At 65.3% G+C, this 14,751-nt stretch carries 14 protein-coding genes; 8 read left to right on the forward strand and 6 right to left on the reverse strand.

Translation table 11 applies throughout. The features are described from left to right. Positions 1 to 51: 51 nt before the first annotated feature. A complete protein-coding gene (locus MB901379_RS10045; RefSeq protein ID WP_158016573.1) occupies positions 52 to 1,053 on the reverse strand; it encodes a quinone oxidoreductase family protein in 1,002 nt (333 codons plus the stop codon). A 19-nt stretch (positions 1,054 to 1,072) separates the two neighbouring features. Here MB901379_RS10045 and MB901379_RS10050 point away from each other — a divergent pair, with 19 nt between their 5' ends. Next, a complete protein-coding gene (locus MB901379_RS10050) occupies positions 1,073 to 1,927 on the forward strand; it encodes an ATP-grasp domain-containing protein (RefSeq protein WP_158016574.1) in 855 nt (284 codons plus the stop codon). Here MB901379_RS10050 and MB901379_RS10055 read toward each other — a convergent pair. The 4 genes from MB901379_RS10055 to mptB all read right to left on the reverse strand — a co-directional run bounded on the left by MB901379_RS10055 (position 1,877) and on the right by mptB (position 6,345). After that, on the reverse strand, positions 1,877 to 2,803 hold the full coding sequence (locus tag MB901379_RS10055; protein ID WP_174237084.1) for a COX15/CtaA family protein: 927 nt from the start codon (positions 2,801 to 2,803) through the stop codon (positions 1,877 to 1,879). The two genes, MB901379_RS10050 and MB901379_RS10055, sit on opposite strands and share 51 nt — an antisense overlap. Before the next feature lie 109 nt (positions 2,804 to 2,912). Then, the gene (locus tag MB901379_RS10060) at positions 2,913 to 3,623 is read right to left on the reverse strand and encodes an ABC transporter permease (protein ID WP_408632374.1); all 711 of its coding nucleotides are present in this window, start codon (positions 3,621 to 3,623) and stop codon (positions 2,913 to 2,915) included. 77 nt (positions 3,624 to 3,700) lie between these two features. Next, positions 3,701 to 4,651 (reverse strand): ABC transporter ATP-binding protein, encoded by a 951-nt coding sequence (locus tag MB901379_RS10065; protein ID WP_158016576.1) that lies wholly within the window; start codon positions 4,649 to 4,651, stop codon positions 3,701 to 3,703. After that, positions 4,648 to 6,345 carry a polyprenol phosphomannose-dependent alpha 1,6 mannosyltransferase MptB gene (mptB, locus tag MB901379_RS10070; protein WP_158016577.1) on the reverse strand — a complete coding sequence of 566 codons (1,698 nt, stop codon included), beginning with the start codon at positions 6,343 to 6,345 and terminating at the stop codon, positions 4,648 to 4,650. The genes MB901379_RS10065 and mptB overlap by 4 nt, the downstream gene beginning before the upstream one ends. A gap of 133 nt (positions 6,346 to 6,478) precedes the next feature. On the opposite strand from mptB, the gene MB901379_RS10075 reads away from it, so the two are divergent. The 7 genes from MB901379_RS10075 to MB901379_RS10105 are packed head-to-tail and all read left to right on the forward strand — an operon-like array spanning position 6,479 to position 12,751. Continuing rightward, positions 6,479 to 7,270, forward strand: coding sequence for a helix-turn-helix transcriptional regulator (locus MB901379_RS10075; RefSeq protein ID WP_158016578.1), 792 nt, complete (start codon positions 6,479 to 6,481; stop codon positions 7,268 to 7,270). Further along, positions 7,267 to 8,712, forward strand: a complete 1,446-nt coding sequence (sufB, locus tag MB901379_RS10080; RefSeq protein ID WP_158016579.1) for a Fe-S cluster assembly protein SufB — start codon at positions 7,267 to 7,269, stop codon at positions 8,710 to 8,712. The genes MB901379_RS10075 and sufB overlap by 4 nt, the downstream gene beginning before the upstream one ends. After that, a complete protein-coding gene (sufD, locus tag MB901379_RS10085; protein WP_158016580.1) occupies positions 8,709 to 9,893 on the forward strand; it encodes a Fe-S cluster assembly protein SufD in 1,185 nt (394 codons plus the stop codon). The genes sufB and sufD overlap by 4 nt, the downstream gene beginning before the upstream one ends. Next, positions 9,890 to 10,660, forward strand: coding sequence for a Fe-S cluster assembly ATPase SufC (gene sufC, locus MB901379_RS10090; RefSeq protein WP_158016581.1), 771 nt, complete (start codon positions 9,890 to 9,892; stop codon positions 10,658 to 10,660). Before sufD ends, sufC begins: the two co-directional genes overlap by 4 nt. Positions 10,661 to 10,663: 3 nt before the next feature. After that, positions 10,664 to 11,917, forward strand: coding sequence for a cysteine desulfurase (locus MB901379_RS10095; protein WP_158016582.1), 1,254 nt, complete (start codon positions 10,664 to 10,666; stop codon positions 11,915 to 11,917). Beyond that, positions 11,914 to 12,411: a Fe-S cluster assembly sulfur transfer protein SufU gene (gene sufU, locus MB901379_RS10100; protein ID WP_158019070.1), complete on the forward strand. Its 498-nt coding sequence runs from the start codon at positions 11,914 to 11,916 to the stop codon at positions 12,409 to 12,411. The genes MB901379_RS10095 and sufU overlap by 4 nt, the downstream gene beginning before the upstream one ends. Beyond that, on the forward strand, positions 12,404 to 12,751 hold the full coding sequence (locus MB901379_RS10105; protein WP_158016583.1) for a metal-sulfur cluster assembly factor: 348 nt from the start codon (positions 12,404 to 12,406) through the stop codon (positions 12,749 to 12,751). The genes sufU and MB901379_RS10105 overlap by 8 nt, the downstream gene beginning before the upstream one ends. 142 nt (positions 12,752 to 12,893) lie before the next feature. Here MB901379_RS10105 and MB901379_RS10110 read toward each other — a convergent pair whose 3' ends face one another. Beyond that, a complete protein-coding gene (locus MB901379_RS10110; RefSeq protein ID WP_158016584.1) occupies positions 12,894 to 14,735 on the reverse strand; it encodes an acyl-CoA dehydrogenase in 1,842 nt (613 codons plus the stop codon). Positions 14,736 to 14,751 lie beyond the last annotated feature (16 nt).

Consider the following 14,751-nt stretch of genomic DNA (forward strand, 5'->3'; position numbering starts at 1 on the left):
GGCACGCCGCACAGCCGACCGCACCGCGCCGACGATCGACTCCGGTTCAGGCTAGGGCAATAACACGACCGAGCCCACGGTCTTGCGGGCCTCCAAGTCCCTATGCGCGCGAGCCGCCTCGGCCAGCGGATAGCGGCCGCCGACCTCGACGGTGATCGCACCGCTGCCGATCGCGTCGAACAATTCGGCTGCCCGCCAACTGAATTCCTCGCCTGTTCGGACGAAGTGAAACAGCGACGGACGAGTCAGATAGACCGATCCGGAGGCGTTGAGTCGCTGGGGATCCACCGGCGGAACGGGACCGCTGGCGGCACCGAACAGCGCCAGCGTTCCACGCACCGCCAGGCTGGCCAGGCTGGCATCGAACGTGGTGGCCCCGACGCCGTCGTACACCGCTGCCACACCCGCGCCATCGGTCAGCGCGCGAACCTTCCCGCCGAACTCCCACGGGTCCTTGGGGTAGTCCAGCACCTCGACCGCACCGGCATCCCTGGACAATGTGGCCTTCTCGGGAGTTGAGACGGTGGTGATCACACGCACACCGAGATGGGTTGCCCACTGTGTCAGGATCAGCCCGACGCCTCCGGCGCCGGCGTGCACCAAGATGGTGTCGCCGCTCTGCACGGGATATACCGACTTCAGCAGGTAGTGCGCGGTCAGGCCCTTGAGCATCGCCGACGCCGCCACTTCTGAGGTGACGCCCTCCGGCACCTTGGCGGTCAACATGGTCGGCGCAGTGCAGAATTCGGCGTATCCGCCGTTCGCCGAAGCGCTGACCACCCGATCACCCACCCGGATGCCGCTTCCTGCCGTGCCAGCCGGGGCCGTCTCCGCTCCATCGCCCAACGCGGCCACCGTGCCGCACACCTCTGAACCGATGATGAAGGGCAGTTCCCGGGGGTAGCTTCCGGAGCGGAAATAGGTGTCGATGAAGTTGACTCCTACCGCCTCGGTCTTGATCACCAGTGCGCCGTGCCCGGGTTGGGGTTGCGGCGTGTCGACATAACGTAGGACGTCGGGGCCGCCGGTTTCGCTGACTTCGATTGCATGCACCTGGCTATCATGCCCGACCATGAAGCTTGCCCGACCGGACGTCTTCCATCCGCGGGTCGTGCTGGCCGGTTGGCCGCGCCATCCCACCGGCGACGGAGACGACGCTGGGCTGGTTGCGGCCTTGCGCCGCCGTGGTTTGCCGGCCCATTGGGCGTCCTGGGACGATCCCGACGTCGGCGACGCGGACCTGGTGATCCTGCGCGCCACCCGCGACTACGCGCGCCGGCTGGACGAGTTTCTGCCGTGGACGACCGGCCTCGCCAACGTGTTGAATCCTCCCGCCGTCGTGGCGTGGAATGCCGACCGGCGCTATCTCGATGACCTGGCGGATCGGGGAGTGCCTATGCTGCCCGGCCAGCAGTGTGAGCCGGGGGAGCCGCTTCGGCCGCCGGGTTCCGGTCACGTCTTTGTCAGCCCAGCCCTCGGCTCCGGAACGCGTCGCTTTAGTGACCACTCGGCGGCCGCCGTGCACGTCGCCGAACTGCACGAATGCGGACAGACGGTGTTGGTACGCGCCGGCGGGTCGCTACCCGAAACGGTGTTGATTTTTCTTGGCGGACGGCCGTCACACGCATTTACCACCCAGGGCAACGCCGTGCGCCAGGGCGAGCCCGACTTTGAAGTCTGGGACGTGGGGGCCGCGGCCCTGGCCGCGGCGATGGCGCAGGTGAGGGTAGCCTTCGGCGAATTGCTTTATGCGCGAGTGCATCTGGTCGGAAGCGAGCTGCTTGAGCTGCAATTGGTGGACCCGTCGCTGGGCTGGCGCCGGCTAGACGCGGATACCCGTGAACGGGGCCAGCGTGAATTTGCGCTGTGCGTGGAGTCAGCTTTGCAGCGCCTCGGGCTGGGCCCGTTCTCGCATCGACGCCCATAGCGCCGCGGTCGCCGCCGTGCACGCGGCGGCCCCGGCCACGTGGATGGCAACCAGGGCCGCGGGCACACCGCTGAAATACTGCACGGTGCCGATACCGGCCTGGGCAAAGACCAAGGCGAGTAGCACTGCGAGCCGGCTCATGGTTGGCCGGCCGGCGGCGACGGCCAACAGCCCGAATCCCAGCCCGATCAGCAATGCCAGGTAGGAGATCAGCAGCGACGAATGCAGATGCACCAGGGTGTTGATTTCGATTTTTAGTCGCGGCACGGTTCGGCTTGGGCTCTTGTCGCCGGCATGGGGGCCGGCCGCGGTTACCAGGGTGCCGGTGACCAGGACCGCAGCCAGATTCAATGCGCTCACCACCGTCAGTGCACGCAGCGGCCCGGCCACCAGCTGCCGAATAACCCCATTGTCGGGTTGGCCGACCTTGACATACAGCACCACCGACAACCACACCATCGTCATCGACGCCAGCAGGTGGATGGCCACCGTCCACCACAGCAGCCCGGTGCGCACCGTGATGCCACCGATCACCGCCTGCACCACCGTCGAAGCCGGCATGAGCCACGCATAGACCAGAACCTCGGTCCGCCGGCGTGCCCGGGTGACGGCGAGTACGGCCAGCCCCGCGGTGATGACCACCGCGAAGGTGATCATCCGGTTGCCGAATTCGACGGCCTGGTGGATGCGTGGCACCTCCGCGACCGCCACCGGTGTGAAGCTGCCCGGAAAACATTGCGGCCAGGTGGGGCATCCCAGGCCCGATGCGGTAACGCGGACGATCGCGCCGGTGACCGCGATGCCCCCCTGGGTCAGGATGACGGCCGCGGCAATAATCCGCTGCACACGCAGGCTGGGATCGGGGAGCAGATCCACCCACCGCAACACGGCTCGTCCGAGGGTCACCGCCCGATCGTAGCGATAACTACGCCGCGTAGTAGAAGTGGGCGTCGGGCCGAGATTCCAGGCCAGGTGTGCCGACCGGTCAGGTGAATCGGAACCAGCGGCGCGCCGCGAGCCCCGCCAGCGTTCCCCACACCGCCAGGACAACGACGCCGAACCAGTCCATCGACAGGGTCATCGCCTGTGAGAGCGCCTCGGTGAGTGCGCCCGACGGAGTAAGACGAGCGGCCCACTTGACCGCCGTCGGAATGATGTCCGTCTCCAGCGTCAGGGCGCCGAATCCGGCGAACACGAACCACATCAGGTTGGCCACCGCCAAAACGATCTCGGCCCGTAGGGTTCCGCCGAGCAGCAGGCCAAGGGCGGCAAATCCCGCGGTGCCCAATGCGATAACGGCCGCGCCCAACGCCAAGGCCGCCGGCGCCGGACGCCAACCGAGCGCAAAGCCGATGGCTCCCAGGATGACCGCCTGCAGGAACACCACGGCAACCACGGCCAGGGACTTGCCGACGATGATGCCCCAGACCGGCAATGGGGTTGCCCCCAGTCGCTTCAACGCTCCGTACCGGCGATCGAACGCGACCGCGATGGCCTGTCCGGTAAACGCGGTGGAGATGACCGCCAGTGCCATGATGACCGGAACAAACGTAGCGGCGCGGTGCGGTCCGAAGGAGCCCAGCGGCAGCAGCGTCATCCCGACCAACAACGTGATCGGGATGAACATGGTCAGCAGCAGCTGCTCGCCGTTGCGCAGCAACAGCTTCAGCTCCAGGCTGAACTGGGCGGCCAGCATTCGGGACACGGCATTGGGCCGCGGGTCAGGGGCGAAGGTGCCCGGGGGAAACAGGGGGCCGTCGGTCTTGCTTTGCGTCACGGTCGCAACTTTCTGCCAGTCATGTCCAAGAAGACGTCCTCAAGGCTGCGCTGCTCGACCCGCATATCGGTGGCGAGCACGTCGATGCGAGCACACCAGGCGGTGACGGTGGCCAGCACTTGTGGGGTGATTGGACCTTCGACCAGGTACTCACCGGGCGTGATCTCGCTGGACTGGTAATCCTCCGGCAATGCCGTGGCCAACAACGACAGATCCAGCCGCGGCGGTGCGGTAAACCGCAGCTGGTCCTTGGCCCCGCTGCGCATCAATTCCGACGGCGTACCCGCTGCCACCGTGACGCCGTGGTCGATGATCACCAACCGGTCGGCAAGCTCTTCCGCCTCTTTGAGTTGATGGGTGGTCAGCAGCACGGTCACGCCGTCGCGTCGCAGGGCGTCGATCAATTCCCACACCAGGAGGCGGGCATGGGCATCCATGCCCGCGGTGGGTTCGTCGAGGAATACCAGCTCAGGACGGCCCACCAGGGCACAGGCCAGCGCAAGCCGTTGCTGCTGCCCCCCGGAGAGCCGGCGGAAGGTGGTGTTTGCGACGTCGGTGAGGCCCAAGGTGTCGAGTAACCAACGCGGATCCAACGGATCGGCCGCATAGGCCGCGACGAGGTCGAGCATTTCGCCGGCGCGCGCCGCTGGGTAGCCGCCGCCGCCCTGCAGCATCACGCCGATACGCGGGCGCAGGCGCGCGTTGTCGGCGATCGGGTCCAGCCCCAATACCTCGATGGTGCCGGTGTCCGGGCGTACGAAACCCTCACACATTTCCACCGTCGTCGTCTTGCCGGCCCCGTTGGGACCTAGCAGCGCCAGCACCTCTGCGGCGTGTACCTCGAGATCGAGGTTGGTGACGGCATTTAGCGATCCATAGTGTTTACCGACCCCACGGAGCCGCACCACGATTTCGGGGGCCGGGGGTTCGCTGGGCGCCGAGCTCACGTGGAGTCAGCGTAGGCGTCGGGTGCCGACGTCGGACGCCGGGTCACCGCAGGCTCAGTCGCCGGCGCCGCTGGTTGGTCTTGTTCCGCGGCGTCAGCGGGTAGTCCGCGCCACGGTAACCGTTGGTAGGTCAGTGCGATCAGCACCAGCACAATGATCGCGCTGGCCAGCGTGGCATCCACGATCTGGAACAACGCGAAGCGATCACCATTGGCCGTGGGGCCGAAGATGCCGACGATGAGGGTAACGACGATGGCTGCCACCCGGAATCCCGTGCGGGTCGCCCAGGCGGCCAGCGGAATGATTGCCCAGAGCAAATACCAGGGCTGCACCACGGGGAACAACAACACGGTGAGACCGAGTGCCACTCCAAGGCCTCCGATCGGGTGCAGTCGGCCGCGAAAGACCGCCAGCAACAGCCAGCTGACCATCACCATGATGATCAGCACACCCATGGCGCGCGTCAGGGACAGCACCGCGGTGGTGTGATCGCCGAGGCCCAGCAAGATCCCCACCTGCCCGGTGCCCAGTGCCAGCAGCGTCGGCGGTGACATCCAGCTGCGCACCACGTTGGCGGTGCCCAGTGTGTACATCCAGCCGAACCCCAGTCCGCTGGCCCAACCGACAATCGCCATCACCGACACGGCCAAGCCGGCCATCGCACCACCGGCGAGTAGCAGCGCCTTGATGGTGCCACCGCAGCGGTATGCCAGTGCCATGGTGATAAAGCCCAGTGCCAGCAGCGAGGGGAGCTTTACCTGCGATGACAGCGTGATCAGGATCGACCCCGCCGCCAGCATGCCCAGGGGTTCCCATTGCGCGAGCGCCTTGACCCGCCACGACGTGGGTAGCAGTTGGGGGGCATCTAGGCCACGCAACGCGAATTCGGCGCCGGCCAGCATCATCCCGAGCATCAGCGCTTCGTTGTGGATGCCGGCGACCAGGTGCATGAACAGCAGCGGATTGGCCGCGCCGAGCCATAGCGCGCTCACTTCGGCGACCCCGCAGCGCTGGGCAAGACGCGGCGTTGCCCAGACGATCAACGCCACCCCGATCAATACCACCAGCCGATGGAAGAGCACGGCCGCGACGATGTTCTCCCCGGTGAGGTGGGAGATTCCGCGACCGATCCACAAAAACAGGGGACCGTAGGGTGCCGGCGTCTCCCGCCACAGGCTGGGCACCGACAATGTGAAGACATGGCCTAGGCCGAGCCCGGATGCCGGCCCCACCCGATAGGGGTCGAGCCCGTCGCGTGCGATCTGGCTTTGGGCCAGGTAGGAATAGACGTCCTTGCTGTACATCGGCGGGGCGACCAACAACGGCAGCATCCACAACAGCAGGGTGCGATCCAGTTCGCCGCGCGACATGCGACGTTTGCCCAGCGCGAACCGGCCCAGCATCAGCCAGGCCAAGGCCATCATGACGGCCCCGGTGGTCGTCATCGTCAACGACACCGTCTGGATTCGCGATGGCAGATTCAGTAGCCGGACGCCGAAGGTGGGATCCTGTACGACCGGCCTGGCCCCCGCGCCCAGCGCGCCGACGCCCATCAGGACGGTGCCGGTGGCGCCGAACAACCGGGTGCGCCGCAGTGCGCTGAGTTCGGCGGCATTCAGCGGCGAACCCACCGCCTGCTCGTCGCCATGCAAGCTGGCGATCGATGAGCTCAGCGTGTGGTGGCGGGCTGCCATCAGAGCAGCCTAGCCCCGGCGACGACGCGGCCCGCCGCGGAGCGGTGCGATCGGGCAAGCGATCTCCGCGTAGTCGATGTGTCGTGGTTGTGTGGTCGATGTGTGACGGATGCAACCCCTCACCTGACCTCGCTTGCTGGACCGATTCCCGGAATTGCGTCACACTAGTGTTGTGAAAATCCGATCGGAGCTAGCGGCTGCCCACGAGGCTGCCCCGGCGACCGCTGCGGGCTCGGATGGTCACACTCGCCGCGCCATCGTGCGCCTTCTGCTGGAATCCGGGTCCATCACCGCCGGCGAGATCGGCGACCGGCTGGGCCTGTCGGCCGCCGGCGTACGGCGTCACCTCGACGCATTGATCGAAGCGGGCGACGCGGAGTCCGCGGCTGCGGCGCCGTGGCAGCAAGCGGGCCGGGGACGGCCCGCGAAACGCTACCGACTGACCGCGGGCGGCCGGGCCAAACTAGACCACGCCTACGACGATCTGGCCGCCGCGGCGATGCGGCAACTGCGAGAAATCGGCGGCGAGGATGCGGTCCGCACGTTTGCGCGGCGCCGGATCGATGCGATTCTGGCCGATGTCACGGCGGCTGACGGTCCCGACGACGCCGCCCTGGAAGCCGCGGCCGACCGGATCGCCACTGCGTTGACCAGCGCTGGCTACGTCGCCACCACCACCCGGGTGGGCTTGCCGATCCACGGTGTGCAAATCTGCCAGCATCACTGCCCGGTTTCCCATGTTGCCGAGGAATTCCCGGAGTTGTGTGAAGCCGAGCAGGAGGCTATGGCCGAGGTGCTCGGTACCCACGTGCAGCGGTTGGCGACCATTGTCAACGGAGACTGTGCCTGCACAACCCATGTGCCACTAACGCCGGCGCCCAGCCCGCGCCAACACATCACGAGCACCAGAGGAGCGTCCGCATGACACTCACACCAGAGGCCAAGACCGCGGCCGAGCCGTTGACCCAGGAAGAGGCCATCGCTTCGCTGGGTAAGTACGGCTACGGTTGGGCGGACTCGGATGTCGCCGGCGCCTCGGCCAGGCGAGGTCTTTCAGCGGCGGTTGTCCGCGACATCTCCGCCAAGAAGAGCGAACCCGAATGGATGCTGGAAACCCGACTCAAGGCCTTGCGCATCTTCGACCGCAAGCCCATGCCCAAGTGGGGTTCCAACCTCGAGGGCATCGACTTCGACAACATCAAATACTTTGTTCGCTCCACCGAGAAGCAGGCCGCGAGCTGGGACGATCTGCCCGAAGACATCCGCAACACCTACGATCGGCTGGGCATCCCGGAGGCCGAGAAGCAGCGTCTGGTTGCGGGCGTGGCCGCCCAGTACGAGTCCGAGGTGGTGTACCACCAGATCCGGGAGGATTTGGAGGCCCAAGGCGTCATCTTCCTTGACACCGACACCGGTCTGCGGGAACACCCAGAGATCTTCAAGGAGTACTTCGGCACCGTTATCCCCGCCGGGGACAACAAGTTCTCGGCGTTGAACACCGCGGTGTGGTCGGGCGGCAGCTTTATCTATGTCCCGCCCGGGGTGCACGTCGACATCCCGCTACAGGCCTACTTCCGGATCAACACCGAGAACATGGGCCAGTTCGAGCGGACGTTGATCATCGCCGACGAAGGCTCCTACGTGCACTACGTCGAAGGCTGTACCGCGCCGATCTACAAGTCGGACTCACTGCACTCGGCGGTGGTCGAGATCGTCGTCAAGCCGCATGCGCGCGTTCGCTACACCACCATCCAGAACTGGTCGAACAACGTCTACAACCTGGTGACCAAGCGGGCCCGCGCCGAGGCGGGCGCCACCATGGAATGGATCGACGGCAACATCGGGTCCAAGGTGACGATGAAATACCCGGCGGTGTGGATGACCGGTGAGCACGCCAAAGGCGAAGTGCTGTCGGTGGCGTTCGCCGGCGAAGACCAGCACCAGGACACCGGGGCCAAGATGCTGCACCTGGCGCCCAACACCTCGAGCAACATCGTGTCCAAGTCGGTGGCGCGTGGCGGCGGCCGTACCTCGTATCGAGGTCTGGTTCAGGTGAACAAAGGCGCGAACGGCTCCAAGTCCAGCGTGAAATGTGATGCGCTGCTGGTCGATACGATAAGCCGCAGCGACACCTATCCCTACGTCGACATTCGCGAAGACGACGTCACGATGGGCCATGAGGCCACCGTGTCGAAGGTCAGCGAGAACCAGCTGTTCTACCTCATGAGTCGCGGTCTGACCGAGGACGAGGCCATGGCGATGGTGGTGCGCGGCTTCGTGGAGCCGATCGCCAAAGAACTCCCCATGGAATACGCGCTCGAGCTCAACCGGCTGATCGAGCTGCAGATGGAGGGCGCGGTCGGATGACGTCCGCCCCCGCCAATGCCGCACTCAACAAGGGCGAACTTTTCGCATCCTTCGACGTTGAGGCTTTCGAGGTTCCACATGGACGCGATGAACTCTGGCGCTTTACCCCGCTGAAGCGACTGCGCGGCCTGCACGACGGTTCCGCGCTCGCCACCGGTGCGGCCAAGATCACCGTCAGCGAGCACCCCGGCTTGCGCACCGAGACCGTCCGCCGTGGTGACGATCGCCTGGGTCAGGGCGGTGTGCCCGCCGACCGGGTTGCAGCCCAAGCGTTCTCGTCGTTCAACGCCGCGACGCTGGTCACCGTCGGCCGGGACACGCAGATTGCGGATCCGGTGAACATCACGGTCACCGGGCCCGGCGACGGTGCGGTGGCCTACGGGCACCTGCAGATCAGGGTCGAAGAACTCGGCGAGGCCGTGGTGGTGATCGACCTCCGGGGCAGTGGAACCTACGCCGACAACGTCGAGTTCGTCGTTGACGACGCGGCGCGACTCACCGTTGTGTGGATCGCCGACTGGGCCGACGACATGGTGCACCTCACCGCACACCACGCTCGCCTCGGCAAGGACGCGGTGCTTCGCCACATCTCTGTCACGTTGGGCGGTGAGGTGGTGCGGATGTCGGCCAACGTGCGGTTCTCCGGGCCCGGTGGCGATGCCGAACTGCTGGGCCTGTATTTCGCCGACGACGGCCAACACCTTGAGTCGCGGCTGCTGGTGGACCACGCGCACCCCGACTGTAAGTCCAACGTGTTGTACAAGGGTGCGCTGCAAGGGGATCCGGCGTCGTCACTACCCGACGCGCACACCGTCTGGGTGGGGGACGTGCTGATTCGTGCCGCGGCCACCGGCACCGACACCTTCGAGGTGAACCGCAACTTGGTGCTCACCGACGGCGCCCGTGCCGACTCGGTACCCAACCTGGAGATCGAGACCGGAGAAATCGCTGGTGCCGGACATGCCAGCGCCACTGGCCGCTTCGACGACGAGCAACTGTTCTATCTGTGCTCGCGCGGCATCCCGGAAGAGCAGGCTCGCCGGCTGGTGATCCGGGGCTTCTTCGGCGAGATCATCTCCAAGATCGCGGTGCCCGAGATACGCGAGCGCCTGACCGCAGCCATCGAACACGAACTGGCCATCACAGAAGCAAAGGCAACGGAGAAGACAACCGCCTCATGACCATTCTGGAAATCAAAGACCTGCACGTGAGCGTCGAAAGCCCCGACGCCACCGAGATCCCGATCCTCAACGGGGTAGACCTGACCGTGAAATCCGGTGAGACACATGCCTTGATGGGTCCCAACGGCTCCGGCAAGTCCACCCTGTCCTATGCCGTTGCCGGTCACCCCAAGTACCAGGTGACTTCGGGTTCGATCACGCTGGACGGCGCGGATGTGCTGGCGATGAGTATCGACGAGCGCGCGCGGGCCGGACTGTTTCTGGCGATGCAGTATCCCGTCGAGGTGTCCGGCGTCTCGGTGTCGAACTTCCTGCGCTCGGCGGCGACGGCCATCCGGGGCGAGGCGCCGAAGCTGCGGCACTGGGTCAAAGAGGTCAAGGCTGCCATGGCCGCCTTGGACATCGACCCGTCGTTCGCCGAGCGCAGCGTCAACGAAGGTTTCTCGGGCGGAGAAAAGAAGCGCCATGAGATCCTGCAGTTAGAGCTGCTTAAGCCAAAGATCGCCGTCCTCGATGAAACCGACTCCGGCCTGGACGTGGACGCACTGCGCGTGGTCAGCGAGGGCGTGAACCGTTATGCCGAAGCAGAGCACGGTGGCATCCTGCTGATCACCCACTACACCCGCATCCTGCGCTACATCCATCCGGAATACGTGCACGTGTTCGTCGGCGGCCGCATCGCCGAGTCCGGCGGGCCCGAGCTTGCCGACGAACTTGAGCAGAACGGCTACGTCCGCTTCACCCAGACGGCGGCCACCGGGGTCTGACCCATGACTGCTTCCGTCACTCCGCTGGATCTTGCCGCGATCCGTGCTGACTTCCCGATCCTCAAGCGCATCATGCGCAGCGGAAACCCGTTGGCGTACTTGGATTCGGGCGCAACGTCTCAACGCCCACTGCAGGTGCTCGACGCCGAGCGCGAATTTTTGACCACGTGCAACGGTGCCGTCCATCGCGGTGCACACCAGCTGATGGAGGAGGCGACCGACGCCTATGAACAGGGGCGCGCCGACATTGCGACGTTCGTCGGGGCCCAACCTGACGAGCTGGTGTTCACCAAGAATGCCACGGAGTCGCTGAACCTGGTGTCCTATGTGTTTGGGGACAGTCGTTTCGAGCTTGCGGTCGGGCCGGGTGACGTCATTGTCACCACCGAGCTGGAGCATCATGCCAACCTAATTCCCTGGCAGGAGCTGGCCCGGCGCACCGGGGCCACCTTGCGCTGGTATGGCGTAACCGATGAGGGGCGCATCGATCTGGATTCACTGCGGCTCGATGAGCGTGTCAAGGTCGTTGCGTTCACCCATCATTCGAATGTGACCGGTGCGTTGGCTCCGGTTGCCGAATTGGTGTCGCGGGCCAAGGCGGTGGGCGCGCATACCGTGTTGGACGCCTGCCAGTCGGTACCGCACCAGCCGGTCGACTTTCCGGGGCTGGGTGTCGATTTCGCCGCATTCTCCGGACATAAGATGCTGGGCCCCAACGGAATCGGTGTGCTGTACGGCCGTCGTGAGCTGCTGGCCCAGATGCCCCCGTTTCTCACCGGCGGTTCGATGATCGAGACCGTCGCCATGGAAGCCAGTACCTATGCCCCGGCACCGCAGCGATTCGAGGCGGGTACCCCGATGACCTCCCAGGTGGTCGGCTTGGCAGCGGCGGCACGCTATCTGAGTGCCATTGGCATGAACGCCGTGGAAGCCCATGAGCGTGAGCTGGTCGCGGCGGCCATCGATGGACTATCCGGTATCGACGGTGTGCGCATCATCGGGCCCACATCGATGGAGAACCGGGGGTCGCCGGTGTCATTCGTCGTCGATGGTGTGCATGCCCATGACGTTGGTCAAGTGCTCGATGATGACGGCGTTGCCGTGCGGGTCGGTCATCACTGCGCGTTACCCCTGCATCGCAGGTTTGGTGTGGCCGCGACGGCGCGGGCGTCTTTCGCGGTGTACAACACCGTCGATGAGGTTGAGCGTTTGCTGGCCGGCATACGCCGTTCGCTGAACTTCTTTGGGAGATCCTGAAGTTGCGACTGGAGCAGATGTATCAGGACGTGATCCTCGATCACTACAAGCACCCTCAGCATCGCGGGTTGCGGGCGCCGTTCGGCGCGGAGGTCTACCACGTGAACCCGATCTGCGGCGACGAGATCACCCTGCGGGTCGCGCTGTCGAACGACGGGACGACGGTGGCCGATGTTTCCTACGATGGTCAAGGTTGCTCGATCAGCCAGGCATCGACCTCGGTATTGACCCAGCAAGTGATCGGCCAAACGGTGCCAGTGGCAATGAAGACCATCGATGCCTTCAGCGAGATGGTGTCCTCACGCGGAACTGTGCAGGGCGATGAGGACGTTCTGGGCGACGGAGTGGCGTTTTCGGGAGTCGCGAAATATCCGGCCCGGGTGAAGTGTGCGCTGCTGGGCTGGATGGCTTTCAAAGACGCGCTGGTCCAAGCCATTGCGGCATCGGCGCTGGTCGACGACGGTGAAGATTTGGAGGAGGCCACCAATGAGTGAAACCACTGCTGCCAACGAGGAGTTGCTCGCCGACGTCGAGGAGGCGATGCATGACGTCGTCGACCCGGAGCTGGGGATCAACGTCGTGGACCTGGGACTGGTTTACGGGGTTGACGTGGCGGATTGCGACGACGGGACCGTCGCACTGATCGACATGACCTTGACATCGGCGGCTTGCCCGCTGACCGACGTCATCGAGGATCAGTCGCGCAGTGCCTTGGTGGGCAGCGGCCTGGTCGACGAGATCCGCATCAACTGGGTATGGAACCCACCCTGGGGTCCGGACAAGATCACCGATGACGGGCGCGAGCAACTTCGCGCGCTCGGCTTTACCGTTTAGCTCCTGCCCACCGGCGCCCGGACTTCGAGGCCCCCCCGGGGGGTCGCCACCGGCCATGCGGCGTCGCGGCCGAAGGCAAGGTTGCCCTCGGCGGCAGCGGATTTGGCGGGCATCGGTGCGGCGCCGACCGCAGACGGACGCCTCAGAAGGCGTCTTCGGAAACGCGCATGATCTCATCGTCGATGGACTCGATGACGGTGCGCACCCCGGATAGTTTCGGCAGCATATTCTTGGCGAAGAAGGCCGCCACGGCGATCTTGCCCTGGTAGAAGGCGGTGTCACCGTTCGGGTCGTCCTTGGTGTCCGGGCCGGCCAGCGCGGCGTGCGCGACGCCGGCCTGCACCAATAGTCGCCAACCGATGATTAAGTCGCCCACCGCGAGCAGGTATCGCACCGACGCCAACCCCACCTTGTAGATGTCTGTCGGGTGTTGCGCGGCCGACATCAGGTATGTGGTCAGCGCTCCCGTCATCGCGGTGACGTCGTCGAGCGCGGTCTGCAGCAGCGCGGCTTGTGGTTTCAGCGCCGGATCGATGTTGTCGATGGTCTGGCTGATTTGAGCGGTCACAAACTGCAGCGCCTGACCGTGGTCGCGCACGATCTTGCGGAAGAAGAAGTCCAGCGACTGGATGGCGGTGGTGCCCTCATAGAGGGAATCGATCTTGGCGTCGCGGATGTACTGCTCGATCGGGTAGTCCGACAAGAACCCCGAACCGCCCAGGGTCTGCAGCGATTCGGTAAGGATTTCATAGGCGCGTTCCGAGCCGACCCCTTTGACCACGGGCAACAACAGATCGTCCACACGATGCGCCATGTCGTGGTCTGCGCCCGAAACATGTTGTGCGACAGCATCATCCTGGTGTGCCGCCGCGTAGAGGTAGAGCGCCCGCAGGCCTTCGGCGTAGGCCTTCTGAGTCATGAGACTGCGGCGCACATCGGGGTGGTGCATGATCGTGACCCGCGGCGCGGTCTTGTCGGTCATCTGGGTCAAATCCGCACCCTGCACCCGCTCCTTGGCATAGGCGAGCGCATTGAGGTAGCCCGTGGACAATGTGCCGCAGGACTTGACCCCGATGGTCATCCGAGCGTGTTCGATCACGGTGAACATCTGCGCGATCCCGTTGTGCACGCCGCCCACCAGGTAACCAACCGCGGGCACATCGGTGGCGCCGAAGGTCACCTCGCAGGTGGGGGAGGACTTCAGGCCCATCTTGTGTTCCAGGCCGGTGACATAGACGCCGTTGCGCGGCCCGAGCTCGCCGGTGTCGGGATCGAACAGGTAGTTGGGCACGTAGAAAAGACTCAACCCCTTGGTACCTGGTCCGGCGCCTTCGGGGCGGGCCAACACCAGATGGAAGATGTTCTCAGTTGTGTCGCCCACGTCGCCACCGGAAATGAACCGCTTCACTCCTTCGATGTGCCAGGTGCCATCGGGTTGTTCGATGGCTTTGGCCCGGCCGGCCCCGACGTCGGAGCCGGCGTCGGGTTCGGTGAGCACCATGGTGGCTTGCCACCCGCGCTCGACTCCCATCGCGGCCCATTGCCGCTGCAGCTCGTTGCCCTCGACGTAGAGGGACTGAGCCATCGTCGGGCCCAGGAGGAAGAAGCAGGCAGACGGGTTGGCGCAGAAGATCATTTCGTTGACCGCCCAGGTGAGTGGCGGGGGCGCAGGCATACCGCCGATCTCCTCGGCCAGGCCCAGCCGCCACCACTCGGCGTCTTTGATCGCCTGCACGGTCTTGGCCAATTCGTCGGACACGCTGATGGAGTGTGTAGCGGGGTCGAACACCGGCGGATTGCGGTCGGCGGCGGCGAAGGATTCGGCGATCGGCCCCTCGGCCAATCGAGCCGCTTCGGACAGGATCGTCCGGACGGTATCGGTATCGAGTTCGCTGTAGCGTCCGGTGCCGAGGACGGCGCCGACATCAAGGACCTCGAAAATGTTGAACTCAAGATCACGGACGTTGGCGATGTAGTGCCCCAATGCAGTTCCCTTCAGT

It is taken from the genome of Mycobacterium basiliense (genome assembly GCF_900292015.1).
Lineage (GTDB): Bacteria > Actinomycetota > Actinomycetes > Mycobacteriales > Mycobacteriaceae > Mycobacterium > Mycobacterium basiliense.

What these genes read in the sequence shown, in the direction of transcription:
- MB901379_RS10050 (WP_158016574.1), top strand. Translation starts at nt 1,073, where the DNA reads ATGAAGCTTGCCCGACCGGACGTCTTCCATCCGCGGGTCGTGCTGGCC.
- MB901379_RS10060 (WP_408632374.1), bottom strand. Translation starts at nt 3,623, where the DNA reads ATGCTGGCCGCCCAGTTCAGCCTGGAGCTGAAGCTGTTGCTGCGCAAC.
- mptB (WP_158016577.1), bottom strand. Translation starts at nt 6,345, where the DNA reads ATGGCAGCCCGCCACCACACGCTGAGCTCATCGATCGCCAGCTTGCAT.
- sufB (WP_158016579.1), top strand. Translation starts at nt 7,267, where the DNA reads ATGACACTCACACCAGAGGCCAAGACCGCGGCCGAGCCGTTGACCCAG.
- sufD (WP_158016580.1), top strand. Translation starts at nt 8,709, where the DNA reads ATGACGTCCGCCCCCGCCAATGCCGCACTCAACAAGGGCGAACTTTTC.
- sufC (WP_158016581.1), top strand. Translation starts at nt 9,890, where the DNA reads ATGACCATTCTGGAAATCAAAGACCTGCACGTGAGCGTCGAAAGCCCC.
- MB901379_RS10095 (WP_158016582.1), top strand. Translation starts at nt 10,664, where the DNA reads ATGACTGCTTCCGTCACTCCGCTGGATCTTGCCGCGATCCGTGCTGAC.
- MB901379_RS10105 (WP_158016583.1), top strand. Translation starts at nt 12,404, where the DNA reads ATGAGTGAAACCACTGCTGCCAACGAGGAGTTGCTCGCCGACGTCGAG.